This is a genomic window from Psychrobacter sp. NPDC078631 (genome assembly GCF_050268165.1).
Lineage (GTDB): Bacteria > Pseudomonadota > Gammaproteobacteria > Pseudomonadales > Moraxellaceae > Psychrobacter.
Genome location: NZ_JBNNGG010000001.1, coordinates 15150 through 40633, shown reverse-complemented (window position 1 = coordinate 40633; position 25484 = coordinate 15150). Strand labels below are relative to the sequence as shown.

The 25484-nt window shown below is 45.3% G+C and carries 19 protein-coding genes; 7 read left to right on the top strand and 12 right to left on the bottom strand.

Features of this window, described 5'->3' with window-relative positions:
* The 11 genes from nuoL to ndhC form a co-directional block, all read right to left on the bottom strand.
* The gene (gene nuoL, locus ACQKCP_RS00165) at positions 1-1875 is read right to left on the bottom strand and encodes an NADH-quinone oxidoreductase subunit L (RefSeq protein WP_427610835.1); all 1875 of its coding nucleotides are present in this window, start codon (positions 1873-1875) and stop codon (positions 1-3) included.
* Between the two features lie 4 nt (positions 1876-1879).
* Entirely contained in the window at positions 1880-2188 is a 309-nt protein-coding gene (gene nuoK / locus ACQKCP_RS00160; protein ID WP_025653102.1) for an NADH-quinone oxidoreductase subunit NuoK, read from the bottom strand.
* Between the two features lie 98 nt (positions 2189-2286).
* Positions 2287-3030 carry an NADH-quinone oxidoreductase subunit J gene (gene nuoJ, locus ACQKCP_RS00155; protein WP_427610834.1) on the bottom strand — a complete coding sequence of 248 codons (744 nt, stop codon included), beginning with the start codon at positions 3028-3030 and terminating at the stop codon, positions 2287-2289.
* Positions 3027-3575, bottom strand: coding sequence for an NADH-quinone oxidoreductase subunit NuoI (gene nuoI, locus ACQKCP_RS00150; protein ID WP_010198902.1), 549 nt, complete (start codon positions 3573-3575; stop codon positions 3027-3029). Before nuoI ends, nuoJ begins: the two co-directional genes overlap by 4 nt.
* Positions 3576-3630: 55 nt before the next feature.
* Complete coding sequence (gene nuoH, locus ACQKCP_RS00145) at positions 3631-4623, bottom strand: NADH-quinone oxidoreductase subunit NuoH (RefSeq protein ID WP_179798733.1); 993 nt, start codon at positions 4621-4623, stop codon at positions 3631-3633.
* Between the two features lie 52 nt (positions 4624-4675).
* Entirely contained in the window at positions 4676-7744 is a 3069-nt protein-coding gene (gene nuoG, locus ACQKCP_RS00140) for an NADH-quinone oxidoreductase subunit NuoG (RefSeq protein ID WP_427610833.1), read from the bottom strand.
* 10 nt (positions 7745-7754) lie between these two features.
* On the bottom strand, positions 7755-9179 hold the full coding sequence (gene nuoF / locus ACQKCP_RS00135; RefSeq protein ID WP_114700720.1) for an NADH-quinone oxidoreductase subunit NuoF: 1425 nt from the start codon (positions 9177-9179) through the stop codon (positions 7755-7757).
* Positions 9176-9685 (bottom strand): NADH-quinone oxidoreductase subunit NuoE, encoded by a 510-nt coding sequence (nuoE, locus tag ACQKCP_RS00130; protein WP_057758927.1) that lies wholly within the window; start codon positions 9683-9685, stop codon positions 9176-9178. The genes nuoF and nuoE overlap by 4 nt, the downstream gene beginning before the upstream one ends.
* Before the next feature lie 147 nt (positions 9686-9832).
* A complete protein-coding gene (nuoC, locus tag ACQKCP_RS00125) occupies positions 9833-11608 on the bottom strand; it encodes an NADH-quinone oxidoreductase subunit C/D (RefSeq protein WP_057758925.1) in 1776 nt (591 codons plus the stop codon).
* Positions 11609-11760: 152 nt separating this feature from the next.
* Entirely contained in the window at positions 11761-12429 is a 669-nt protein-coding gene (locus tag ACQKCP_RS00120) for a NuoB/complex I 20 kDa subunit family protein (protein WP_101206265.1), read from the bottom strand.
* Between the two features lie 175 nt (positions 12430-12604).
* On the bottom strand, positions 12605-13228 hold the full coding sequence (ndhC, locus tag ACQKCP_RS00115) for an NADH-quinone oxidoreductase subunit A (RefSeq protein WP_102091044.1): 624 nt from the start codon (positions 13226-13228) through the stop codon (positions 12605-12607).
* Positions 13229-14056: 828 nt separating this feature from the next.
* Here ndhC and ACQKCP_RS00110 point away from each other — a divergent pair.
* The 5 genes from ACQKCP_RS00110 to argB all read left to right on the top strand — a co-directional run bounded on the left by ACQKCP_RS00110 (position 14057) and on the right by argB (position 21232).
* Positions 14057-16090, top strand: coding sequence for a UvrD-helicase domain-containing protein (locus tag ACQKCP_RS00110; protein ID WP_114700718.1), 2034 nt, complete (start codon positions 14057-14059; stop codon positions 16088-16090).
* 119 nt (positions 16091-16209) lie between these two features.
* Positions 16210-17613, top strand: a complete 1404-nt coding sequence (gene mgtE / locus ACQKCP_RS00105) for a magnesium transporter (RefSeq protein ID WP_427610832.1) — start codon at positions 16210-16212, stop codon at positions 17611-17613.
* 214 nt (positions 17614-17827) lie between these two features.
* Positions 17828-18292 carry a dUTP diphosphatase gene (gene dut / locus ACQKCP_RS00100; RefSeq protein WP_201580448.1) on the top strand — a complete coding sequence of 155 codons (465 nt, stop codon included), beginning with the start codon at positions 17828-17830 and terminating at the stop codon, positions 18290-18292.
* 136 nt (positions 18293-18428) lie between these two features.
* Positions 18429-20243 (top strand): phosphomannomutase, encoded by a 1815-nt coding sequence (locus ACQKCP_RS00095; RefSeq protein WP_427610831.1) that lies wholly within the window; start codon positions 18429-18431, stop codon positions 20241-20243.
* A 77-nt stretch (positions 20244-20320) separates the two neighbouring features.
* Positions 20321-21232: an acetylglutamate kinase gene (gene argB / locus ACQKCP_RS00090; protein WP_057758912.1), complete on the top strand. Its 912-nt coding sequence runs from the start codon at positions 20321-20323 to the stop codon at positions 21230-21232.
* Between the two features lie 127 nt (positions 21233-21359).
* Here the strand turns inward: argB and ACQKCP_RS00085 are convergent, their stop codons facing one another.
* The gene (locus ACQKCP_RS00085; RefSeq protein WP_427610830.1) at positions 21360-21731 is read right to left on the bottom strand and encodes a Spx/MgsR family RNA polymerase-binding regulatory protein; all 372 of its coding nucleotides are present in this window, start codon (positions 21729-21731) and stop codon (positions 21360-21362) included.
* A gap of 226 nt (positions 21732-21957) precedes the next feature.
* Between ACQKCP_RS00085 and leuS the strand changes: the two genes are divergently transcribed.
* A complete protein-coding gene (gene leuS, locus ACQKCP_RS00080) occupies positions 21958-24657 on the top strand; it encodes a leucine--tRNA ligase (RefSeq protein ID WP_427610829.1) in 2700 nt (899 codons plus the stop codon).
* Positions 24658-24723: 66 nt separating this feature from the next.
* On the top strand, positions 24724-25440 hold the full coding sequence (locus tag ACQKCP_RS00075; RefSeq protein WP_427610828.1) for a hypothetical protein: 717 nt from the start codon (positions 24724-24726) through the stop codon (positions 25438-25440).
* Positions 25441-25484 lie beyond the last annotated feature (44 nt).

Here is a 25484-nt window from a genome sequence, read left to right as displayed (position 1 = left end):
TTACACCACCGTCATCATTACCAGCACCAGCAATACAGCCATACCCAAGCCAAAGCTTGTGGCATAACCTCGAAGAGACCCTGTTTGCGTCGCAGACAATACTTTATTACCTGCTGAGGCCAGCTTAGGTAACAGCAACCACGTTTTATCGATAGGGTCGGCTTTAAGTAAGCGGCCGATGAATAAAAAGGGTTTCACAAAAATTACATCATATAGCGCGTCGAAACCTAGGCCATGATAGCACCAGTGATATAGCGCCCCACCAATACGTGAGCGCTTAAAGCTAGTAAGCAAGCGACCTTTGTTGACGACATACAACAGTGCGGCCAATATCAAACCTGCTGCCATTGCACCCATCGCGATATACTCTGCGGTGTGCTTAGCATGCGCTTGACCAGCAACTTCTAATAGATGGCCAACGCTCTCTGGTAATACACCATCTAATGGTGGCGTAATCCAAGCACCAACGGCAGTAGATAGTACTAGTAACACGGTCAAAGGCAACCAATACGACACGCCTGATAGCTTGTGCGCATGCGTTTTTTCTTCGCCAAAGAATATGATCCAAATCATACGGAATGTATAAATCGCGGTTAAGAATGCACCGAATACACCCATATAGAATAGTACTAAGTGGCCTGTTGCATAGGTCTCCCAAAGAATTGCTTCTTTAGAATAGAAACCAACGGTAACCCAAGGTATGGCAGCGAGTGCACCGCCACCGACGATATAACACCAAAATACCAATGGGATCTTTTTGCGCAGACCACCCATTTTAAAGATGTCTTGCTCGTGATGTACCGCAAGGATAACCGCACCTGATGATAAGAACAGCAAGGCTTTAAAGAAAGCGTGCGTCATCAAATGGAAGATTGCCCCTTGCCACGCGCCCACGCCAAGCGCTAAGAACATATAGCCAATTTGACTCATGGTCGAATACGCAAGAATACGTTTGATGTCTGTTTGCGCGAGTGCACAGAATCCAGCAACGACCAATGTCAACGCCCCTACGCCGCCAACCCAATACAATAAGATACCTGGAGTCAGCTCAAACAATGGATGTAAACGAGCAATCAAATAAACCCCTGCCGTCACCATCGTCGCGGCGTGAATCAATGCCGATACTGGTGTTGGGCCTGCCATCGCATCAGCAAGCCATGTATGTAGTGGCAACTGGGCTGACTTACCCATCGCGCCGCCGACCAACATCATAGTCGTTAGCATCATCGTTGGGTTATTAACATCGAATACTTCTGGCGCACGCGTAATAATCTCTTGAATATTAAGCGTACCGAACTCGCGGAATAATAAAAACAAACCAAAGGCTAAGAACACATCGCCGACACGTGTGACGGTAAAGGCTTTCATCGCGGCACGGCCGTTGGCTCTATCATGGTAATAATAACCAATCAATAGGTACGAACAGATACCTACGCCTTCCCAACCGAGATATAGCAAGAACAAATCATCTGCGAGTACCAGTAACAACATACTGGCCACAAACAAGTTCATATAGCTAAAAAAACGAGCAAAGCCAGTGTCGCCTTTCATATACCAAGAGGCAAACAGATGAATTAAAAAGCCAATCCCAGTGATAACACCTGTCATGGTCAATGCAAGACCATCAAAGCTCAAACCGAAATGTGGGGCAAAATCGCCAACTTGGAACCAAGTCCACAGCGGAACTTCAATTACCGTTCCAGCTGGGTTGGTGGTCAAAAAGGTATAGCTAACCACTAGCGTGCATAATGCTGAGAGCAGCATGCTACCCACGCCAACAATCGCCGCGACCGTTTCTGATAATTTGTCGCGCATAAAGGCTAAAATCAAAAAGCCAATGAGCGGGAATATAAAGGTTAATGGTAATAAACTCATGACATCATCCTTTCATCTCATTGGCGCTATCGACATCGAGATGCCCACGCTGATGATAAAAACGCAATAATATTGCCAGACCAATTGACGCTTCAGCCGCGGCCAAGGTCAAAATAAAGATAAACATAATCTGTCCGTCTGGATCGACCCAGCGACTGCCTGCTACTACAAATGCTAGTGCTGCCGCGTTCATCATGATCTCAAGACTCATTAGCATAAATAAGAAGTTACGTCGTACCATGACGCCGCACAGACCGATAGCAAATAAAATACCTGCCAAAATCAGTCCATGGCTCATGGGTATCATACCCAGTACATTTTGCGCCTCAGCAACTGGCTGTACTAAGCCTGCCACCTCGTGGGCAAACGGCACGTTTGACACATCTTGTGCCACGCTTGCTGCTAGTACCATTAGTCTGACTCCTTGCGCGTAACTTTATTCGCACCTACTTGACTGCCTGCCCTCGTACCTACCTTCATACCAACATAGTCATGCGGATCAACATCTTTATATTCGTAAGGCTTAGCCATTTCTACGCCATCATGCTGTGTAAGCGTACTATCATTGTCGTATTGTTTGATACTACCTACGCTTGGCTTGAAATTTTGGCTATCGTTACCGACAACCTCATCGTCGACTGTCTCCTTACCTAAATGATAAGCGGCGACCAAGGCTGCTAATAATAGCAATGCTGCTACTTCAACCAGCATAATGTATTTGGTAAATAGCACCGTACCGACTGCTTTGGCAGAGATAGTCGTGCCACCCATCATGACAGCTTCATCGTGATTAAGACCAATCATCGCGTAAAGCACAACGGCAATGATTATCGTCAATCCTGTTGGTATTGCCCAAGTGCCTGCATCGAGCCAACGCTCTTCGCGCTCGTCATTACTCATGCCCAAATTAAGCATCATGATAACGAAAACGAATAGCACCATGATGGCACCGGCATAGACAACAATCTCTAGCGCACCCGCAAACGGCGCTCCTAATACAAAAAATATCCCAGCAATTGCTAGCAACGATACAATCATCGATAAGATAGCATGCACTGGATTGGCCTGAGTCACTACGCGCAGACTGGCAAATATTGCCACTGCCGCCAGCGAATAAAACCCAGCCAATTCAGGATGGTTCAAAATATTCATCATGGTAGCAAGCTCCTTAGATCAATCGGTGCAGACTCATTTTGTGCTGCGCCTTTTGGTTTATCTGCTACCGCCATACCTGTCACACGATAATAGTTATAATCAGGGTATTTACCTGGTCCTGAAATGAGCAAATGCTCTTTTTCATAGACCAAATCTTGGCGCTTATATTCACCCAATTCAAAATCTGGGGTCATTTGAATCGCTGTCGTTGGACAGGCCTCTTCACACAAACCGCAAAAGATACAGCGTGAGAAGTTAATTCTAAAAAACTCTGGATACCAGCGACCATCTTCACGCTCGGCTTTTTGTAATGAGATACACCCTACCGGACAGGCCACCGCACACAAGTTACAAGCGACACAGCGCTCGTCTCCATCAGGATCACGCGTTAGGACAATACGTCCACGAAAACGCGGCGGTACAGGTACCGGCTCTTCAGGATAAAGGATGGTGTCACGCGGTCTGAGCGCATGACTATTGACCATCCACATGCTGCGGACAATGGTAAATATACCAATGACGGTCTTTTTTATGGTAGTAAACATGGGATTATTATCCTTATCAGCTTTACCCTAGTTCATCAGTGATGGCTAGTAATGACTATAACGTTGGGGAAAAGATCAAAATGACCGCAGCAGTAATCAACAAATTGATCAAGGTTACGGGCAGACATACTTTCCAGCCAAAGTTCATCACCTGATCATAACGCGGACGCATGAGTGAGCCTCGAGCCAAAACAAACATGGTCATAAAGAACAGCGTTTTAATCATGAACCAAAAAGCTGGTGGAATAAATGGAATATCTAAATTAAAAGGTGCCAGCCAACCACCAAAGAACAAGCAAGTCATCAAGGCAGAAATTAAGACAACGTTGACATACTCACCAATGAAGAACATACCGAACTTCATGCCAGAATATTCGACATGATAACCTTCAGCCAGTTCTTGCTCTGCTTCTGGTTGGTCAAATGGATGTCTATGCGTAACGGCAACACCAGCCACCACAAAAGTCAAAAAGCCAAAAAACTGCGGAATGATATACCAGCCATCCGCTTGCGCTTCAACAATAGCGCGCAAGTTAAATGAGCCGGTCAAGGCAACAACGCCCATCAACGACAAACCCAAAAACACTTCGTAACTGATCGTCTGTGCAGCTGAACGCAAACCACCAAGTAGCGAGAACTTATTAGCAGATGCCCAACCACCGAACATCACCGCGTAAACAGCAATACCAGCCATGGCAAAGAAGAACAGAATACCAATATCCCAATCAACCACGCCAAGCGTTGGCGAGATAGGAATAATGGCAAATGAAGCTAAGGCAGTAAACATTGCGACCGCAGGTGCCAACGTGAACATAAACTTATCGGTAAAGTTTGGTGTCCAATCTTCTTTAAAGAAGATTTTTAGCATATCGGCGACCAACTGCAATGAACCAAAAGGCCCGACGCGGTTTGGACCATAACGATCTTGCCACAAGGCCAGCATACGGCGCTCATAGATAATCATCATTGCGGCAACCAATACCACGACTAAAAAGATGACTAGTGATTGACCCACCAAAAACAGAATAGACCAAGTATCAAAGCTCATGCTATTGGCCAAAAAGCTTGGCACATCAGGGATAATACGGGTAACTTGCATATTACACCTCCTGTGTGGTAGTCGGCGCTGCGTTTATTTGCGCTGTGTCATTATCATTAATCATGTCATTAGCCATGCTACCCATCATCGTCACTGGTGCATCCACTTTACGTACCGATGCTGGCATTGATGGGTGAATGATACTCACCTGCCCAACGGGGTAACCGATACAGCCTTCTGCCAAATAACCGACCAGCTGTACGGGCAAGGTGATTTGTTGCTTGTCAATTTCAACCGCCAAGTAGTCACCAGCAGCAATATTCCAGTCTTTGGCATCGTCTATACCGATACGCCATGCAGCAACGGGTAGTTGCTCTGCGACAATTGGGCTACGTGATGCCATCATTGAGCTGGCATAGATATTATGAATCGGTACCAGTTTCGCTTGGCCTTGCTGCAAGTCAGTTGTATTCGAAGACATCGCTTCTGGCGCCACATATTGACGAGTGGCTAGGCGCTCTAGCTGATCGAACAAACGCACACCTGGATCACCATTTTTCAGATGACCGCCGACTTTGTCTTGGTATTTATTCCACGCTTGCGGTGAGTTCCAACCTGCCGCATTGGCAAAAGGAATCATCGAGCTTGGCGTTTCTTTACCGCTATAACCTTCCATTGAGAAAGTTAGACCAGTGTCCAAATCTTTTGGCTGCATTGGCTCGTGCACTGAGATTGGCGCACGCATAGCAGTACGACCTGAATAACGACGCGGTTGACGCGCGATTTTCAGACCCGTTATACGGTAATCAGCATCAGGTGCAGCGCCTTTAATACCCGAAAGTTTAGGATGGGTGGCAATCAATGCATTGATGACATCATCCAACTGCGTCCAGTCGACATCACGACCTTCAATGCTGCTATGCACAGCATGTATCCAGCGCCAACCTTCTTTGATACTGCTCATCGGATGGTAGTATTCGTTATCGTAAACTTGGAAGAAACGCTGCGCACGGCCTTCAGCTGATATCAATGTACCATCTGCTTCTGCAAAGCTAGCCGCTGGCAATACGATATCGACATCTTTGTGCCAATCAAGGAGCTGATGATCTAACGCAATGACCGTTTTATCAGTCAGTAGCTGCGTCAATTTATTGGCATCAATCGCATCTGTTAGCTGGTTTTCTGCAACCACAACCACATCGTAATCAGTCGCTAGCAGTTCTTCAACTGACTGACCGCTAAGCATACAAACGCCTATGCTATTGGCATCAGGAACCGTTAGATAGATACCTGCTTGTGCTTGATATTTATCATTAATTCCTTTTAGTTCAAGTTTTTCAGCAGGCTCACGCTCGACATCATCCTGAGCTTCTGTATTTACACCTGTTTCAGGTTTGTTTGGCTTAGCAGATAAATCTTGGTCTTCTTCAGGCTGATCATTAGCCGCTTTTGCTTGCGCTGCCTGTACTTTGGCATTATGTGCCTCGACCTGCTGTTGCTCAGTCGCTTTAATAGCCGCGCGTTTTTGGGTCAATGCCTGGGTAATCTGCGCCGCTGCTTCTATCAATGCGGTAGAAGATAAGCTACTACCCGAAACAACTAAAGGCTTATCAGCTTGAATCAAGTCATAAGCGATTTGCTGTGCCAATGCTTGCATACCATCAGTTTCAGTACTGGCATCAGCTGCTTGTGGATCTGCTATGTCTGCTAAATCATCAGCGAAATTAGCAATCTCATCAGCCACCTTGAAGCCAAGTTTAGTGATGTCTTCAGGGGTCGCCACTACGCTCACTTTACTGATATCTTCTAACTTAGTTTGCGTTACATCAATGACATAGATTGGGCTTAGCGCATCTTGAGCGATACGCTTAACTGGTTCAGCAAGCCAAGGTTGTGTTTGCAGCGCCGCCGCCATTTTCAAGCCTTCATTTTTTGCCGCTTGACGTACTGACAGGGCGACACGTGATGAAGTTTGCGTGATGTCTTCACCTAATACCAACACTGCATCATGCGTTTCGATATCGGTCATGCTAGGGTTATAAATGCCTTCCGTGCTAAGCACTTCGATGCATTTATTGACCAGTGCTTGCTGCTGATGATTCAGACCTGTTGAAAAGTTATCAAAGCCAACGAGATTTTTTAGCGCAAAGTTGGTCTCTAAACTGGCACGCGGTGAGCCAATCCCGATGACTTTTTTATCTTTGATACGCTTAATGGTTTCATCAAGTGCATAGTCAATATTGATTTTGACATGCTTATCATTGATACGTTCAAGCGCTTGAGTTGGACGATCATCACGATTCACATAGCCATAACCAAAACGGCCACGGTCACATAAGAAATAGCGGTTTACTTCGCCGTTATAGCGGTTTTCGATACGACGTAATTCACCATAACGCTCGCCCGGTGAGATATTACAACCAGCCGAGCAGCCATGACAGATGCTTGGCGCATACTGCATGTCCCATTTACGGTTATAACGTTCAGAATGTGTTTTGTCAGTAAATACACCGGTTGGGCATACTTCAGTTAAGTTGCCTGAGAATTCGCTTTCAAACTGACCATCTTTATCACGGCCAAAGTAAACGCGATTGTTTGAGCCATAAACACCCAAATCTTCACCGCCCGCATAGTCTTTATAGAAACGTACACAGCGATAGCAAGCGATACAACGGTTCATTTCATGCGCGATGAATGGACCAAGCTCTTGGTTATGATGCGTGCGTTTGGTAAAGCGATAGCGACGGCGGCTGTGACCTGACATATATGTCATGTCCTGCAAATGACAATGTCCACCTTCTTCACAAGTTGGACAGTCATGTGGATGGTTGGTCATGAGTAGCTCAACCATCGACTTGCGGAATGCTTTGGCTTCATCGTCAGTGACCGAGATGTACATATCATCGCCAGGAGCGACCATACAAGACATCACAAGGCGACCGCGACCCGCTTCCATATCTTCTTTATTTTGGAATTGCTTGACCGCGCACTGACGGCATGAGCCTACTGAGCCAAGGGCTGGATGATAACAAAAATACGGCACATCAATGCCGAGTGATAAGCAGGCTTGTAGCAAGTTATCTGCGCTATCTACTTCGACAGTGGTTCCATCAATATGTATGACTGCCATGCCGCTCTCCTTATTTCACTACTGGCTGTTGGTTGGCTGCAGCATCAATAACATCGACACCAACCGCCTGCGCGATTTTTTGATCAAACTCTGGACGGAAATATTTAATCGCACTCATTAGTGGTTCCATCGCACCTGGAGCATGCGCACAGAATGTTTTACCAATCCATAAGTCACGCGTCAGGCCTTCTAGTTTTTCTACATCGCCCACTTGCCCTTCACCATCATTGATGGCGGTAAGCAGTTTAACGCCCCATGGCAGACCATCACGGCATGGTGTACACCAACCACATGACTCGCGCTGAAAGAAAATCTCAAGGTTGCGCAGTAATGGCACCATGTCTTGTGATTCATCGACGACCATAATTAGACCAGTACCCATACGGCTACCAGCGTTTTGAATGGTGTCAAAATCTACCACCACATCCAAATGTTCTGCGGTCAAAAAGTCAGTCGAGGCGCCGCCCGGTAACCATGCTTTCAGCGTTTTACCATCTTTCATACCACCGGCTAAATCTTCAATGATTTCGCGAGCTGTATAACCAAACGGTAATTCCCAAAGGCCTGGATCATTGACCAATCCTGAGCAGCCGAATAGTTTGGTGCCTGGCGTTTTACTTTTGCCTTTAATTTCAGATAACGACTGATACCATTCAACACCATGATTCAAAATCGCTGGCATATTACACAAAGTCTCAACGTTATTAACAACGGTTGGACGACCCCATGCACCAGAGATTTGCGGAAACGGCGGCTTAGTACGTGGGTTAGCACGGCGACCTTCTAGACAGTTAATTAGCGCTGTTTCTTCACCGCAGATATAACGTCCAGCGCCCGTATGCACATGCAGATTAAAACTAAAATCTGAGCCTAAAATATTGTCGCCCATGAGATTATTTGCCAAGCACTCTTCGATAGCAGCGACCAAACGCTCAGCGGCCAAGATATACTCACCGCGGATAAAGATATAACCGTCAGTGGCGCCAATCGCATGAGCGGTAATTAGCATACCTTCGATTAGTTGAAACGGTAGACGCTCCATGAGCAAACGGTCTTTGAATGTGCCCGGCTCCATTTCATCAGCGTTACAGATCAGATAACGCGGCAAACCATCCGGCGGCGACATAAACGACCATTTAAGACCAGCGTTAAAACCTGCACCACCGCGACCTCGAACATTGGCCGCTTTAATCATATTACCAACGTCTTTAGGCGATTTGGATAGCGCTTCTTTTAGACCAGTAAAGCCTTTTAGAGACTCATAAGTGGCTAAATCAAGCACAGCATCATGATGCGCCAAACGCCAAGTCAAAGGCTTGGTTTCGCTAGTGGCTGTCGCTTTATCACCATAAATTGGAACACGCTGTGCATTTAGCTGGCTTGGCGCTTGGCCTTGACCGCGACGAGCAATTTGCTCTGAAATCGTTAAACTCATGCGTATAGCTCCAATAATTGCGCGACCTCAGATGGCTGGACAGGGCCGTAAGTGTCTTCATCAATCAGTACCGCTGGTCCCTTATCACAGTTGCCCAAGCAGCAAATTGGCAATAGGGTAAAACGTCCGTCAGCAGTTGTCTGACCATACTCAATACCCAGCTGTGATCTAATCTCAGCTGACAGCGCTTCATAACCTGTCAAATAACAAGCCACGGAGTCACATATGAGAATCACATGGCGACCGACAGGCTGGCGATAAATACGGTTAAAGAAAGTCGCAACTCCGTCCATGTCTGACATCGGGATATCTAGGATGTTGGCAATGGCATTTGCTTGCGCATCATCGACCCAGCCGTTACGCTTTTGCACGATTTTTAGCGCATCTAATGAGGCAGCACGCGCCTGTGGGTAATGGTGCATAAACTCATGAATGGCAGCAATTTCATCACTAGTGAGAATGCTTTCCACATCTACTTTTGGCATTTTGTCGGAAACAATTTTCATAATCTTCTGTCTTTCCTCACTCATCCTGCTCTATCACAAGCCAATATCAGTCTGATTGAAACTGTGGTTATATCGACAAGTGACAGCATTTTGGTGTGCCATCAGGCAATAATATATTGATGAACAAATACTTTTGAAGCAGCGGCTCTAACGATCACAATCCGCCATCACAATATCAATCGATGCTAGGTACATAATGGCATCAGAAACCAGCGAGCCATTGATGACCGATGGCATCTGCTGTAAATGCGCAAATGTCGGTGTACGGATACGGGTACGATAGCTCATCGTGGCCTTGTCTGAGGTAATGTAATAACTGTTCAGACCTTTAGTCGCCTCAACGATCGTCGTACATTCGCCCGCTGGCATCACAGGACCCCAAGATACCGAGATAAAGTGATTAATAAGCGTTTCGATATCATTTAATGTACGGTCTTTTGGCGGTGGTACAGCCAGTGGATGATCCGCTTTATAAGGGCCTTGTGGCATATTGTCCATGCACTGGCGAATAATACGCAATGACTGACGCATCTCTTCGACTTTTACCATACAGCGGTCATAAGCATCACCGTTGTAACCGACTGGCACTTCAAAGTCGTAATTCTCATAGCCCATGTATGGACGTGCTTTACGTAAATCAAAGTCAACGCCAGTCGCACGCAGACCTGCACCCGTGACGCCCCAAGCAAGTGCTTGCTTAGCATTATACTGAGCAACCCCTTGAGTACGGCCTTTGAGCACGCTGTTTTGTAATGCTGCTTTGACATATTCGTCCAAGCGTTTTGGCATCCAATCTAAGAACTCACGAACCAGACGCTGCCAACCACGTGGTAGATCAGCAGCTGTACCGCCAATACGGAACCAAGCAGGATGCATACGATAGCCAGTCACGGCTTCGATGACATCATAGGCTTTTTGGCGATCGGTAAACATATAGAATACAGGGGTCATACCACCCGCATCCTGAATGAACGTACCGACGAATAGTAAGTTATTGGTAATACGGAAAAACTCACTCATCATCACGCGAATGGTTTCAGCGCGTGGAGGAATAGTAATTCCTGCAAGCTTTTCGACCGACATGATGTACGGCAGCTCATTCATCACACCGCCGAGATAATCAATACGGTCGGTATAAGGAATAAATGAGTGCCATGTTTGACGCTCAGCCATTTTTTCTGCGCCGCGATGGTGATAGCCGATATCAGGGATACAGTCGACGACTTCTTCACCATCTAGCTGTAATACCAAACGGAACGCACCATGAGCAGAGGGATGGTTAGGACCGATGTTCAAGAACATAAAGTCTTCGTCACGACCTGAACGCTTCATGCCCCATTCTTCTGGGACAAAACGCAGGTTCTCTTGCTCGTACTGTTGCTTGGCCGTATTCAAGAAGTATGGAGTAAATTCCGTCGCACGCGCATGGTACTCTTTACGCAGTGGATGACCTTCCCAGTATTTCGGTAATAAAATACGGGTCAAATGCGGATGTCCAGTAAAGACAATACCGAACATGTCCCATACTTCACGCTCATACCAGTTGGCATTTGGCCAAATATTGGTGGCGCTCGGTACATTGACATCGTCTTCGCTCAGCGCGACTTTGATACGTACATCGCTATTGCGCTCAAGCGACATTAGGTGATAAAACACCGTAAAGTCACTGTCAGGTAACCCTGCGCGATGCTGGCGTAAACGCTCATCTATCGCTGACAAGTCAAATAGCATGACATAAGGCTTAGGCAGTTTGCGCAAGAATAAAAGAATATCTAATAAATCGGCACGCGCCACCCAAACCGTTGGAATCTCATCCACAGTCTGCTGCACGACAAATTTACCAGCATACTTTTGCTCCAGCTCTGTGATGACTGCTGGGACGGGCTTGATCTTAGGATCTATGTTTTCGACTACCGTGACCATGAATGATGTATTCCTTCATTAATCATAACTGAACTATGTTAGTCATAACCGAACTATGTCAACCATAACTGAGTTATGTTAATCATAACCGAACTATGATAAGCGCATAAAATATTGAAACTGTTGCTACAAGTCTAAATGCTGTTTGAAACTTAAATACTGTCTGGGCTACGCAAGTTTTTGACAGCGATACGATCTGCCTGCTTGCGGTCACGCTCAGGCGTCATTTGCGGCTGATAGATACCCTGCTCATTGACATGGATACCCAGCGGACGACGCTCTTTAGTAATAGACTCTTGTAACAACATCAAACCCTGAATAAGCGCTTCTGGACGCGGCGGACAACCTGGCACATAGACATCAACAGGGATAATCTTATCGACGCCTTGTACGACAGAATAAATATCATACATGCCGCCTGAGTTGGCACAGGCACCCATTGAGATGACCCATTTTGGCTCAAGCATTTGCTCATAAAGACGCTGGATAACAGGGGCCATTTTGACAAAACAAGTACCCGCGACGATCATGACGTCCGCCTGACGAGGCGAGGCACGAATAACCTCTGCCCCAAAACGTGACAAATCATGAACGGCGGTTAAGGTAGTAGCGTATTCGACATAACAGCAAGAGGTACCAAAGTTAAATGGCCAAAGTGAGTTCTTACGCCCCCAGTTTGCTGTTGAATGAACGAGGTCTTCGAGACGACCCATAAAGACATTTTTATTCACTTCATCTTCGATAGGATCGTTGACCGTTTGACTGGTCTGTGCAGGATAGGTATCTGCATCGGGGTTGGCTTTTGTTAATGTGTATTTCATAACATACAACCTTCATATTAGGCTTGGCGTGGCAATCATCTTGCTCGCGCTGTCACCATAACTTTTATGATAAATAAGTGGCTAATCATCAGCGATCATTAATACAAACAGAACTGACGCTTTCATGCTTTGCTGCTCGTTTTTGCAAACGCTATAAGCTGAGCATCAACTGCTATTAACGTTCAGTTTTGTCCTGCTGAGCAGACGTCGCAAAATCCACAGAAGTAACGTTACCCGTGGTATTAATATGATCGATGTTTTGTAGATGACGACGATTGGTCTCAATATTGTTTGAGACATTGATTTGACCGGATGACTGCGCGGGTACTTTACCTGTCGGATCGACCATTAGCTCATGAGCACCATCAAACTTGGTGATGTCTGCCAAATTAAAGCCTGCAGGCGCCGCATATAAGCGTGCTTTTTTGCGTAGCTTGTCAGCAGGTGCCCAGTTCATCGCACCCAAGCTCAGCTCATAAATCAAACCGATAATCAGAATAGTGATAAACGTGCCAGCGGCGGCAAAGCCAAGCCAACCCGCCTCGCGTACTGACACAGCATAAGCGTAGAGATATAGCGCCTCTAAATCAAAAATCACAAAGAAGATTGCGACCAAATAAAATTTGGCAGACAAACGAATACGGGCGTTGCCAGATCCGACAACACCCGCTTCAAATACTTCTTCCTTTTGTGAGCCTTGAGAGCGACCGCCAAGTAAGCGCGGTACGACCAGCATAAAGACAACTAGCCCAATGGCGGCTAAGATAAAAGCAATGGCTGACCAATTAAAAGCAGACATGATAATACGTGCTCCTCACCCAATCGAGTGTTAGACACAGCGCAAGCACTGACCCACTCAGGCCATGTTGCGACAGGTATAACGCAGACGAAAACACAAAGTGACTTTATTTAAGTAATTGTCACTGCACTTCAGTAACTGTCACTGTGTTTAAGTAACTGTCATTGAGTCACATGTTAGGTATTTTGCTGGTAACAACCAATTATCAAGCTTATTGACGACGATGTCAGACGTGACCAACTGTAGAGATTCCGGTATGCGCGCGGATAAAGGCTGGTCGCCCAACGCATCTTCTAACAACGTAAGATCAACGTATTAAATCAATATCATATCTGACTGCTTACTTAATTGATTTAATAGCTCATTACACGTGGTCAACAATGACGTGACAACTGGCATAAATTATTTACGTACTATACGCATATCAGTGCCTAAAAGCTAGTTTTTAACTGTATTGAACGGTCACTTTCTGTGTAAAAAAAATGTGTTTTTTTTACTATGAATTATGATATAGACCTTACCTTATATTAACCCCAAATCCGTACTTTTGGCTATGAGCAAACACTGCCACGCTATTTGTCAAAAATCAAGTGTCCGAATACCCCACTTTCATCACCCAAGTCCTCCCCCAAAGTGAGCATTTTTGCTTTATAATGACCCACCAGATTTTTATGATATGCCATCATCAAACCTTAAATTCTATTATTCTTATAATAAAGATTATTAAAATATCGCAACGATACGAATTTTGATGATGCGCGCTGCGTTTATCTATCTTTGTCATATCAGCGCTACCCTCTTTTTTGCTTTTGTCTTACAGGTCACGTTATGAGTCAACTCAATCCCAAACAACAAGAAGCCATGCTCTACGTATCTGGTCCCTTACTTGTACTTGCAGGTGCTGGCTCCGGCAAGACCTCTGTGATCACGCGTAAGATTGCTTACCTAATCCAAGAATGCGACATGCCAGCTGAGCGTATCACCGCCGTAACCTTTACCAATAAAGCAGCACGTGAAATGAAAGCACGTGTCAGTAAACTGCTACCAAGCGAAAAAATGCGCGGGCTGACGGTGTCGACATTTCACCAATTTGGTCTACAGTTTTTGCGCTATGAGCTGATTCATACTCCGCTAAAAGGCAACTTTTCCATCATGGACAGCGATGACAGTAAGCGCTTGCTGATGGAGCTGATGATGCGCGACAACTTGAGTGGCGCTGAAAGCCGTGAGTTGGTCGGTAAAGCCATCAAAATGATTTCTGATTGGAAAAATGACTTGGTCGAGCCTGATAAGGCGATGGAAACGCTAGACGATCCAGAAGACATGATTTTTGCCACGTTATATGCGCTTTATGAGCGTAACTTGCGCGCTTATAATGCCGTCGATTTTGATGACTTGATTGTCTTGCCAACCAAGATATTGCGCGAAAATAGAGAGCTGCGGGACAAATGGCAAAACCGTATTCGCTATCTATTGGTCGATGAGTATCAAGATACCAACACTGCCCAGTATGAGATGATTAAATACTTGGTTGGTCCACAAGGTCGCTTCACCGTGGTAGGTGATGATGACCAATCTATCTATGCATGGCGCGGGGCAAAGCCCGAAAACATGGCACTGCTAAAAGAAGATTTTCCAAAACTAAAAATCGTTATGCTTGAGCAAAATTACCGCTCAACCACACGTATCTTGACCTCTGCCAACGCCGTCATTCTAAATAACGAGCATTTATTCGAAAAGAAACTGTGGTCAGATAAAGGCCAAGGCGAAAAAATCCGCATCATTAACTGCCGTAATGACGATGATGAATCAGAGCGTGTGGCCAAAGAAATTGTCACGCATAAGCTGCGTTTCGGCAATGAGTGGGAACAGTATGCCGTACTGTACCGCAGTAACTTTCAGGCACGTATGCTAGAGGCACAATTACGCCAGTTGCAAGTACCTTATAAGTTATCGGGTGGTCAATCATTCTTTGCGCGTAGTGAAATCAAAGACATCATGGGCTATCTACGCCTGATTTTGAACCCTGAAGATGACAGCGCGTTTTTACGTATTATCAATACACCTAAGCGCGGTATGGGACCAGCAACGCTAGAAAAACTCGGTTTGTTTGCGCAAGAGCACAGCATATCGCTACTGGCCTCTTGTACCCACGCTGGTCTGACTCATGTATTGCCATCAAAGGCTTATGGTACGATAAAAGAGTTTGGTGAATTCATTGAGCACTATACGCGTGAGCTGGATCAACACCCAGACCCTGTACCTATCGTACGCCAGATGATTGATGAGACAGGTTATATTGACTTTGTACGTAGCGATGCCAAAACGCCACAACAAGAAAAAAACCGTATTGATAATATCGATATGCTCTACACCAGTATTCAGTCGTTGATTAATCGTGCTGAAGAAGACGAAGATCGGACGATTGATACCATCATTCGTAAACTGGTTTTGCTTGATATGCTCGAACAGCAACAAGAAGAAGAGAACACTAACAAAGTCAACTTGATGACCTTACATGCGGCAAAAGGTTTGGAGTTTGATTTTGTTTATATTATGGGTCTTGAGGAAGAGATGTTACCGCATCGCAACTCTATCATGAGTGAGACGGTCGAAGAAGAGCGCCGTCTGATGTACGTGGGCATTACCCGTGCGCGCCGTGAGCTGACATTGACGCTCGCGACCCAGCGCCGTGCCGGTGGTCAGATGCGCGTTACCTCAGAATCAAGATTTTTGGATGAGCTGCCTGAAGATCATATTGACTGGCCTGCCAAAGCGAAAAAGAAAAAAGCGACCAAAGACCCAGAAGCTGTTGCTGATGAATATCTGGCCAATATTCGGGCGTTGCTAGGTAAGCGCTAACGATATAGCACTGATGGCGACAAAATTGATGGTTGCAAAGAAGCATTTGCTGAGCTAGCAATAACTCAGCAACTTTGACATCACTGTTGTTTATAATTTATAAGAAACTTGGAATTTTTATGTCTACCTCCACGCCCAATCAGGAACGACCATCTGTGCTACCAGGAGAGTATAATCCGGCTGAATATAATGCCGAGTATAAACTGCTGTACTTGCAAGGTTTGGTTGCTGATAAAGCCTATGAGGCCATTACTGAGTTTTTAGAAAAGCAGTCAGAATATGAGATTGCCAACCTATTAGAGTCTTTCCCGACTCAAAACCGCTTACTGATTTGGGAGCAAGTACCAGAGAACCTCAAGGGTGAGGTGCTGGCTGAGCTAGATGTTGATACACGCCAGCCATTAATGGAGAATATCTCCTCTCAAGAGATTTCCTTGTTTACCCAAGACCTCGATGCTCAAGACATCTCTGAGATTTTGGATACTGTGACTGAGAGCGTCCGTACCTCTGTCATGGCAACGCTAGACGAAGAGACCCGCGTACAGGTTAATAAGCTTGATACTTATGAGGATTGGGAAGTGGGCAGCTATATGGATCCCGATATCATCCAAATAAGAGATGACATCCATCTGGCTGAGGTACAAAACTGGCTGCGTGAAAACGACGACCTGCTCGATGACGAGAGCCAAGAGCTATTAGTTGTTGATCAAAGCCAGCAACTACTCGGTCTATTGAGTCTAGTAGACTTAATTAAGCATAAACAGAATACATTAGTGTCAGAGCTGATTGACACCGCCATTACGATTAATGATCGCTTGGATATCCAAGATGCGGCGGCGATTTTTCGTTCAGAAGACATTCGCTTTGCCCCTGTTATCAATAGCCACGGCGAGCTGGTCGGTCAGCTAAATGGCGAGGACATCATGGAGATTATCCAAGACGATGTCGACAGCACCATGAAAAACCTAGCTGGTGTCAGTCAAGATGAAGAACTGTTTGCCCCCATCCTGACCAGTGCCAAAAGCCGTAGTGTTTGGTTGGGTATCAATTTATGTACCGCGCTGTTGGCCGCTGCGGTGATTGGGCAGTTTGAGGAAGTACTAGCACAAGTCGTGGCGCTCGCGATACTCATGCCTGTGGTCGCGAGTATGGGCGGTATTGCTGGCTCTCAGACATTGACAGTCGTGATTCGCGGGATGGCGATGGGTCAAATCGGTGGTTCTAACCGTGTCTGGTTGTTGAATAAAGAGCTGTGGGTAGGTGCGATAAACGGTATCATCTGGGCGATAATTATGGCGTTTATTGCTCAGTTATGGTTTCATGACATTAAGATCAGCGCCGTCATTGGCTTTGCCATTGCCATCAACATGACGGCAGCTAATGTCTCTGGTATCAGTATACCGCTGATGCTAAAGCGCATGAATATCGACCCTGCTCTATCTGCTTCGGTTATCCTAACGACCGTCACGGATATCGTCGGCTTTATGTCATTTTTAGGATTGGCCAGCGTATTGATACTCTAGCTGATTGCTGAATTGCTGAATTGCTGAATTGCTGAATTGCTGAATTGCTGAATTGCTGAATTGCTGAATTGCTGAATTGCTGAATTGCTGAATAATTAAAATATAGAATTGTTATTTATATAAAAATTTCGAATAAGATTTATTTAGGCCTTAGTTCAAGGCCCTAGTTTTAAATCATAATTTAAAAACCATCAAATCGTTAAGTGAGTGTGTTATGCAAGCTGTACAAGTTAAAGTGGTAAACCCTAAAATTACTGAAGACGAAGCATTTTCTCTACCAACTCGTGCCACCGATGGCAGTGCAGGTATTGATTTGCGTGCTTGCATCGATGAGCCATTAACGATTAAAGCAGGTGAAACCCATTTAATTGGCACAGGCCTTGCGGTTTATATTCAAGACCCTAACTATGCAGGTATGATTTTACCGCGTTCAGGTCTTGGCCATAAGCACGGTATCGTCTTGGGTAACTTAGTTGGGCTAATCGATGCCGACTATCAGGGCGAGCTGATGGTTAGTATTTGGAACCGCAGTGGGGATGACTTTGTTCTTAATCCAGCTGAGCGTATGGCACAGTACATCGTGGTACCTGTTGCGCGTCCTGAGTTTGAAGTGGTTGCAGAATTCAGTGATGAAAGCGTACGCGGTGCAGGCGGGTTTGGACATTCAGGTCGTCAGTAGTAGCTATTTTGACGGTCAATCTTGCTAGTAATTTTTAGATAGCGTTTAAGATTTTGCTTAAGCTATATCTAAAACCTTTCGCTACTCATTTTTATTTATCATTGAACATCTATTACGGTTATAAGGAGAATAAGCAATGCCACCTTTTGCGGCGCAGCAATCCTTATTCCGTGCTTATGATATTCGCGGTGCCAACCAGTATTTTACTAGCAGTTTTATACACGCGTTAGGCGATGCTTTTGCTACTCTCTATAATGCGCAGAACAGCCAACCGTCTCGAAATATCAATGCTAGTACCTCTGTTGAGACTAAGCAGAATGTTGTCGTTATTGGTTGTGATATGCGCATTGGTAGTGAGGCTATTGCACGTACGCTCTCTACTGTACTAGCTCAGCAGGGTTTACGCGTAATCCAGTTAGGTCTGGTTACTACGCCGATGATGGCATTTTGGGCAATGCAATATCAAGGTCATGGCATTGTCGTAACTGCTAGCCACTCTGCCAAAGACATATTAGGTATAAAATGGTTGGTGAATAACAAGTCCCCTAGTAGCTCCGAGATACAGACGCTCTATCATCAACTAACCGAGCATCATAATTGTCACATCTATCCCGATAATCAAGCTAACAATCCTATCTGGTTTTCAGAAGGCATTAAAAATATTAAGAGTAGCCACGATTCAGAATTACCAATTGATTTGCTTGAGCAACTACCTACTCATCAGGTAGCAAACGTCTATATAGATGCTATTGCGCAGGTATTTGAACAGTTATTTCAGCGTAATCAACCCACGACTGAAGCCAATCAGAAAAGCGCTTATAAACTTGATTTGATCGTGGTTATTGACTGTATGCACGGTGCAACTGGTAGCATTGCTCAACGCTTGTTCGAACGTTTTTGCCAACAGGTCATTTTTCTTAATGATATACCTGATGGCAACTTTCCCCTTGGTAATCCAGACCCTACCGAACCAAATCGCCTAAACGAATTGCAACAAGCCATTGTTTTGCACGCAGCAGATATAGGCTTGGCGTTTGATGGCGATGGCGATCGTTTGATGATCGTTGATAATAACGGCAAAATAGTTACGCCCGATCATTTGCTCTATTTATTAGCACAAGTAGCGCTGACCGAACACCCTGCCACTTTACACCCTACAGAGCCCCTAGAATCGCGAGTACCATCTCAAGTCCTGTTTGATATCAAATGCTCTCATCACTTACCGACACTCTTGTCTGAGCTGGGCGCTACACCTGTGATTAGCAAGACTGGCAGCAGCTTTATGCGCCAACAGGTACAGCATCCTGACAATCAGATTGTCTTTGCTGGTGAATTATCAGGGCATTTTATCTTTAATGACAGCCGCTTTATCCCTTATGATGATGCGATGTATGCCGCATTACGGTTGCTGCATTGGCTTGACCAAGTTCATGATGGTATTAATAATAAACCACTAGCAGATATTATCCAAAGCTTGCCCATTATAGTCAGTACTGCTGACCATTACTTGCCAATGCCGCAGACCGCTACTAACGACTGCTCTCTCGTAGAACAATTAACGAGATTTTGTCATTACTTGCAGTATCTAGTAGATATGTCTACTCATACTGATTCTTCATCTAGTCAGCAGTTAAAAGATACTTGCTTGCCCGCTACGACATGCAAGTCATCAGCGTGTACTTGCGCTACTGCGAAGACGCAAATAGCATTAAAACAGACGCATGAATTATTACCTATGGGAACTAAACTGAGCTGTATCGATGGTGTGCGCTTGGATTTTGCGCATGGTTTTGGGGTACTGCGCCAATCAAATACCAGCAATAGCCTGACCGCGCGCTTTGCGGGTGACAGTATAGATGACCTAAAAAATATTCAGGCGACATTTGCCGCTTTATGCCGACCATTTAACGCAGCGCTAGCTGAACAGATTCTTGCTATTCCTGTGGAGTAGCCTCATAAAACATATAGCTGTCTCATTAAACATAATAGAAAAACAACCAATTTAAACCCGGCCCTTAGGAGTTTGTAATGACGCTTAATTTAGATGATGCCAAAAACACCGCTGAAGTATTGACCACTGCTCTGCCTTATATCCAGCGTTTTGTTGATAAACTCATCGTCGTAAAATACGGCGGCAACGCCATGACCGACCCTGAGCTTGAGAGCTCATTTGCTCGCGATATCGTTTTGTTAAAGACAGTCGGTATGCATCCAGTAGTCGTACATGGTGGTGGCCCGCAAGTTGACAATCTCCTAAAAGAGCTTGGCCGTCAATCAGACCGTATCGATGGCATGCGCGTCACTGACAAAAGCACCATGGATATCGTAGAGATGGTCTTGGGCGGTAGCGTCAACAAATCGATTGTTAGCCTGATTAATAAACATGGCGGTCGCGCGATTGGTCTTACAGGTAAAGATGCCAACTTGATTCAAGCCAAAAAACTGATGATGGAAAAAATTGGCGCAGATGGTATCGCTGTACCAGTTGATTTAGGATTCGTCGGTGATGTGGTAAGCGTCAATAAAGACGTGATCAACATGTTAATTGCCTCAGATTTTATCCCTGTAATCGCGCCACTTGGCGTTGACGCTGAAGGCAATACTTATAACATTAATGCGGATTTGGTCGCAGGTAAAGTGGCAGAGTTTTTACAAGCAGAGAAACTGATGCTATTAACCAACATCAAAGGCGTATTGGGCCGTGATGGCGAAGTGGTAACTGGACTCACGCCAAAGAAAGTCGATAGCTTAATCGAAGATGGCACTATTTCAGGCGGTATGATTCCTAAAATTCAATGTGCGCTTGATGCGGTACGTAGCGGCGTCAAAAGTGCGGTAATCGTTGATGGCCGTGTCCCTCATGCGACCTTACTTGAGATTTTTACCAACGAAGGGGTTGGTACGCTCATCAGTCGAGAAATAGATTCATCATTGAGCTAGCAAAATATAGCGATGCTAAATGTGAAAAAGCTAAATGTAGAAAAGCCCGAGCTGATATAAATGCTCGGGCTTTTTTGTGCAGCTTTATCTTTAATAATGAAACTGGCTTAATTTTTATAAATTAATTTTACGAAAAAAATTTATCAAACTCCGCTTCATCGAAGCCGCATAGTAATACTGCTTGATCTTTATTTGCTAACTGACCTTCTACAATCGGACGTTTAATCATACTGGTATTTTCCACGAGTAAATCTATCGCGTTGTCTACACTAGCATCAGCTGCGTGCTTTTGACTATCATCTAGCTTACGCCATGTCGTACCACGCTTATTGAGCACTTTGTCGATACCTAGCTCATTTACCCAGCGCTGTACCGTTTCTTTATCAATACCTTGTTTCTTATAATCGTGAAAATCGTAGCTGATATCTAATTCGTCTAGCTTAGTAAACGCTTTTTTCATCGTGCTACAAGACTTGATACCGTAAATGGTGATGGTCATGATAAATCCTCATAAATATGTATTAACTTATCTATTATACCTAAGGCCGACTGGATATAGAGAATGCATTACTTTTAATCGTCAAACCTAGTAAGCAACTGCATCATATCGTCGCAATTTTCGCCAAATTACGCTATGCTATGGCATTGTCAAATTCCACCTATTTTGATCAGTATTAAACAAATCCGTATTAAATAAATCAGTATCAACCAATTTCGAGCCGACTATGAGCAACGCCGTGACAGCAGACCAAGCAGAAAACAACTATTATAACCCACAAGCGATAGAAGCCGCGCAGCAGACCAAATGGGCAACTGACAAGCGCTTTGAAGTAAGCAATGAGCCAAGCGACAAGCCAAGTCGTTACATGCTGTCGATGTTCCCTTATCCAAGTGGCAAGCTGCATATGGGCCACGTCCGTAACTACACGATTTCTGACGTATTGAGCCGTTATTATCGTCTAAAAGGCTATGAAGTCATGCAGCCAATGGGCTGGGATGGTTTTGGCTTGCCAGCTGAAAACGCAGCAATTGCTAACCAGACTCCACCCGCTGCATGGACATTTGCCAATATTGACAGCATGCGCGCGCAGCTTAAATTGCTAGGCCTGTCTATTGACTGGTCGCGTGAGTTTGCCACTTGTAGCCCTGAGTATTATCAGTGGGAGCAGTGGTTATTTTTGCAATTATACAAAAAAGGCCTAGTCTACAAAAAGCTATCGACGGTCAATTGGGATCCTGTTGACAACACTGTCTTAGCAAACGAACAAGTCATTGATGGCAAAGGTTGGCGTAGTGGTGCTGCGGTCGAAAAACGCGACATCCCAATGTATTACTTCAACATCACTGACTATGCTGATGAGCTATTAGATGATTTGGATCAGCTAGAAGGTCATTGGCCATCTGAAGTACTAACCATGCAGCGTAACTGGATTGGTCGTAGTGCTGGTATGGAAGTGCACTTCCCTTATGAGCTTGCTGGTGAAGAAAACACCTTAGATGTGTTCACCACTCGTCCTGATACGTTGATGGGTGTGACTTATGTCGCTGTTGCCGCAGAGCATCCACTTGCACAGTACGCCTCTGAGCAAGATGACGCAATCGCTCAATTCTGTGCGCTTTGTAAAAAAGGCTCTGTCGCTGAAGCAGATTTGGCCAAAGCCGAAAAAATCGGTATGGATACAGGTCTCACTGTAACGCATCCTCTGACTGGTGAAGAAGTCCCAGTGTGGGTTGCCAACTACGTACTGATGAGCTACGGCTCAGGCGCAGTCATGGCAGTACCTGCTCATGATGAGCGTGATTATGAGTTTGCGGTTAAGTACGACCTACCAATCAAGCAAGTCATCAATGTGCCTAATGGCTATTTTGATGAGCTAAAAGCAGATGCCAAAGCGAACGATACTGATGTTAATACTGAGGTCAATCTTGCCTATACCGAGCGCAACACTTTGGTCAACTCAGGTGAGTTTGATGGTCTAGACTTTGAGCAAGCGTTTGAAGCAATGCTTGCTAAACTTGAGCCAAAAGAGCTTGCTAAGAAAAAGATCCAGTATCGCCTACGTGATTGGGGTGTCTCTCGCCAGCGCTATTGGGGTTGCCCTATCCCAATGATCAACTGTGAGCATTGTGGTACGGTACCTGTTGAAGAGCAAGACCTACCAGTTGTATTGCCAACCGACGTTGTACCTGATGGTCGCGGTAACCCACTCAAGAACATCCCAGAATTTGTCAATACCACTTGTCCTAAGTGTGGTAATCCTGCTGAGCGTGAGACGGATACCTTTGATACTTTTGTCGAATCTAGCTGGTACTATGCACGCTTTGCTAGCCCAAATGACGCGCAAAACATGGTCAACAAGTCTGCTGCCAATAAATGGTTGCCAGTCGATCAATACGTTGGCGGTGTCGAGCATGCGGTAATGCATCTGTTGTATGCGCGTTTCTTCCACAAGCTGATGCGTGACGAAAACTTAGTCACAGGCGACGAGCCATTTGCCAATCTAATGACCCAAGGCATGGTGCTTGCTGGTACATTCTACCGCGTCAACGCTGATGGCAGTACGACTTACTATTTTGCAGAAGATATCGATATTGACTTCAACGAACGCGGTCAACCAATCAAAGCTATCTTGAAGTCAGACGGCCAGCCAGTGACGATTGGTAAAATCGAAAAAATGTCTAAGTCAAAAAACAATGGCGTAGATCCACAGCTAACCATTGATAAATATGGTGCTGATACGGTTCGTCTATATACGCTATTTACTGCGCCTGCGGATCAAACGCTTGAATGGTCAGACGACGCGCTAAAAGGCCCTTATAACTTTGTGAAAAAAGTATGGCGTATTGCAACCGACCATATGCAAGCGCTAACGGCCGCCAATATCAGCATTGTTACGCTTAACAGTGCTACCTTGAACACAGACGGTCTAAGCAAAGAAGCCAAAAACTTACGCCGTAAAACGCACGAAACGATTGCTAAGATCGACAGTGACTTGGGTGATCGTCTGGCATTGAACACGCCAGTATCAAGCCTGATGGAACTTGCTAATGAGCTGACTGGCTTTAACGCGAGTAATGAGCAAGAGCTGCACGTCAAACACGAAGCATTGACCAATCTGCTGATTATGCTATCTGTATATGCGCCGCACGTTGGCGAGCATCTGCTTGAGCAGTTAGGTCTTGACACCTTAACCTTAGACTACCCAACCGTGGACGAAAGTGCGCTGGTACAGGACATGATCACGATGGTGGTACAGGTCAATGGTAAGATGCGTGGTAAGATGGATGTCGCACCAAACAGCGATCCTGAGCAGCTAAAAGAGCAAGCTCGTACTATGGAAAGTGTGGCAAAATTCATCACGGGCGAGATCAAAAAAGAAATCGTCGTTCCTAACAAACTGGTTAACATCGTGGTTGTAGGCTGAGGTATCTTGAGCTAAGTATTTTAGGCTTAGTGCTCTAAGCCTTCTTATCATATGAGGATAGCGTTTATGTCGTACAAGCATCGAGCTGAGCAGGCGCAGCCAGAATTAAGCGCACACAGCCTAGCTAACAAAAAGTCCCATGGCCAAAAGCTCGGAGCAGTCTTACTTGCTACGCTGCCAATGTTTGCCGTGGTAGGTGCAGCGGCGGCTCTTAGCGGCTGTGGCTTCCAGCTACGTGGCTACGACTCAGCGATGCTGCTTGACGTCGAAAAAACAGCGGTCATTATCGAAGACAATCGCACCTCATTCCCGCTGAAACTGCCATTGACGCGTCGCCTAAAGACATTAGGTGTCGATGTTATTGATAATATGCGCTCAGAAGAAGTTGCTCGTAATAACCAACAAGCAGGGGCTGAGTCTATTGCCGCTATCGATATCCGTAATGTACGTTTTAAGCGTTACGAATTGGTTGGGGTATTAACAGAGATTCGCTTAGTACTATCAGCAGATGTCAGCTATCAAACGATGGAAAATGGTAAGCCTGTAACACTAAGCAACCCCATTCAGGTCGAGCGAAGCTACCAGTACAACGAAGCGTCTGTTAGTACTGACGATCAACAAGGCGATCAGACTCGTGATTGGCTCTATGATACTTTAGCTCGCCGTATCACTGACCAGTACGTTGCTATCTCGCTTCCAAAAGTCGCACCTGCTGCCAAGCAGTCTTTGCAAATGAATAAAGGTGTGACACCAACCGTTGTCGTCGTACCACAACCGGAATAGTTAGTCGTTCTGATTATCAAACGTTACCATTTCTAGAAATATGA

Excerpts from the sequence above, each read along its gene's own strand:
- dut (WP_201580448.1), top strand. The coding sequence starts at position 17,828 with ATGCAAGCTGTACAAGTTAAAGTGGTAAACCCTAAAATTACTGAAGAC.
- argB (WP_057758912.1), top strand. The coding sequence starts at position 20,321 with ATGACGCTTAATTTAGATGATGCCAAAAACACCGCTGAAGTATTGACC.
- nuoG (WP_427610833.1), bottom strand. The coding sequence starts at position 7,744 with ATGGCAGTCATACATATTGATGGAACCACTGTCGAAGTAGATAGCGCA.
- ACQKCP_RS00120 (WP_101206265.1), bottom strand. The coding sequence starts at position 12,429 with ATGAAATACACATTAACAAAAGCCAACCCCGATGCAGATACCTATCCT.
- ACQKCP_RS00095 (WP_427610831.1), top strand. The coding sequence starts at position 18,429 with ATGCCACCTTTTGCGGCGCAGCAATCCTTATTCCGTGCTTATGATATT.
- leuS (WP_427610829.1), top strand. The coding sequence starts at position 21,958 with ATGAGCAACGCCGTGACAGCAGACCAAGCAGAAAACAACTATTATAAC.
- mgtE (WP_427610832.1), top strand. The coding sequence starts at position 16,210 with ATGTCTACCTCCACGCCCAATCAGGAACGACCATCTGTGCTACCAGGA.
- nuoE (WP_057758927.1), bottom strand. The coding sequence starts at position 9,685 with ATGAAAATTGTTTCCGACAAAATGCCAAAAGTAGATGTGGAAAGCATT.
- nuoL (WP_427610835.1), bottom strand. The coding sequence starts at position 1,875 with ATGAGTTTATTACCATTAACCTTTATATTCCCGCTCATTGGCTTTTTG.
- ACQKCP_RS00075 (WP_427610828.1), top strand. The coding sequence starts at position 24,724 with ATGTCGTACAAGCATCGAGCTGAGCAGGCGCAGCCAGAATTAAGCGCA.
- nuoF (WP_114700720.1), bottom strand. The coding sequence starts at position 9,179 with ATGAGTTTAACGATTTCAGAGCAAATTGCTCGTCGCGGTCAAGGCCAA.
- ACQKCP_RS00085 (WP_427610830.1), bottom strand. The coding sequence starts at position 21,731 with ATGACCATCACCATTTACGGTATCAAGTCTTGTAGCACGATGAAAAAA.
- nuoH (WP_179798733.1), bottom strand. The coding sequence starts at position 4,623 with ATGAGCTTTGATACTTGGTCTATTCTGTTTTTGGTGGGTCAATCACTA.
- nuoJ (WP_427610834.1), bottom strand. The coding sequence starts at position 3,030 with ATGATGAATATTTTGAACCATCCTGAATTGGCTGGGTTTTATTCGCTG.
- ACQKCP_RS00110 (WP_114700718.1), top strand. The coding sequence starts at position 14,057 with ATGAGTCAACTCAATCCCAAACAACAAGAAGCCATGCTCTACGTATCT.
- ndhC (WP_102091044.1), bottom strand. The coding sequence starts at position 13,228 with ATGTCTGCTTTTAATTGGTCAGCCATTGCTTTTATCTTAGCCGCCATT.
- nuoC (WP_057758925.1), bottom strand. The coding sequence starts at position 11,608 with ATGGTCACGGTAGTCGAAAACATAGATCCTAAGATCAAGCCCGTCCCA.
- nuoI (WP_010198902.1), bottom strand. The coding sequence starts at position 3,575 with ATGTTTACTACCATAAAAAAGACCGTCATTGGTATATTTACCATTGTC.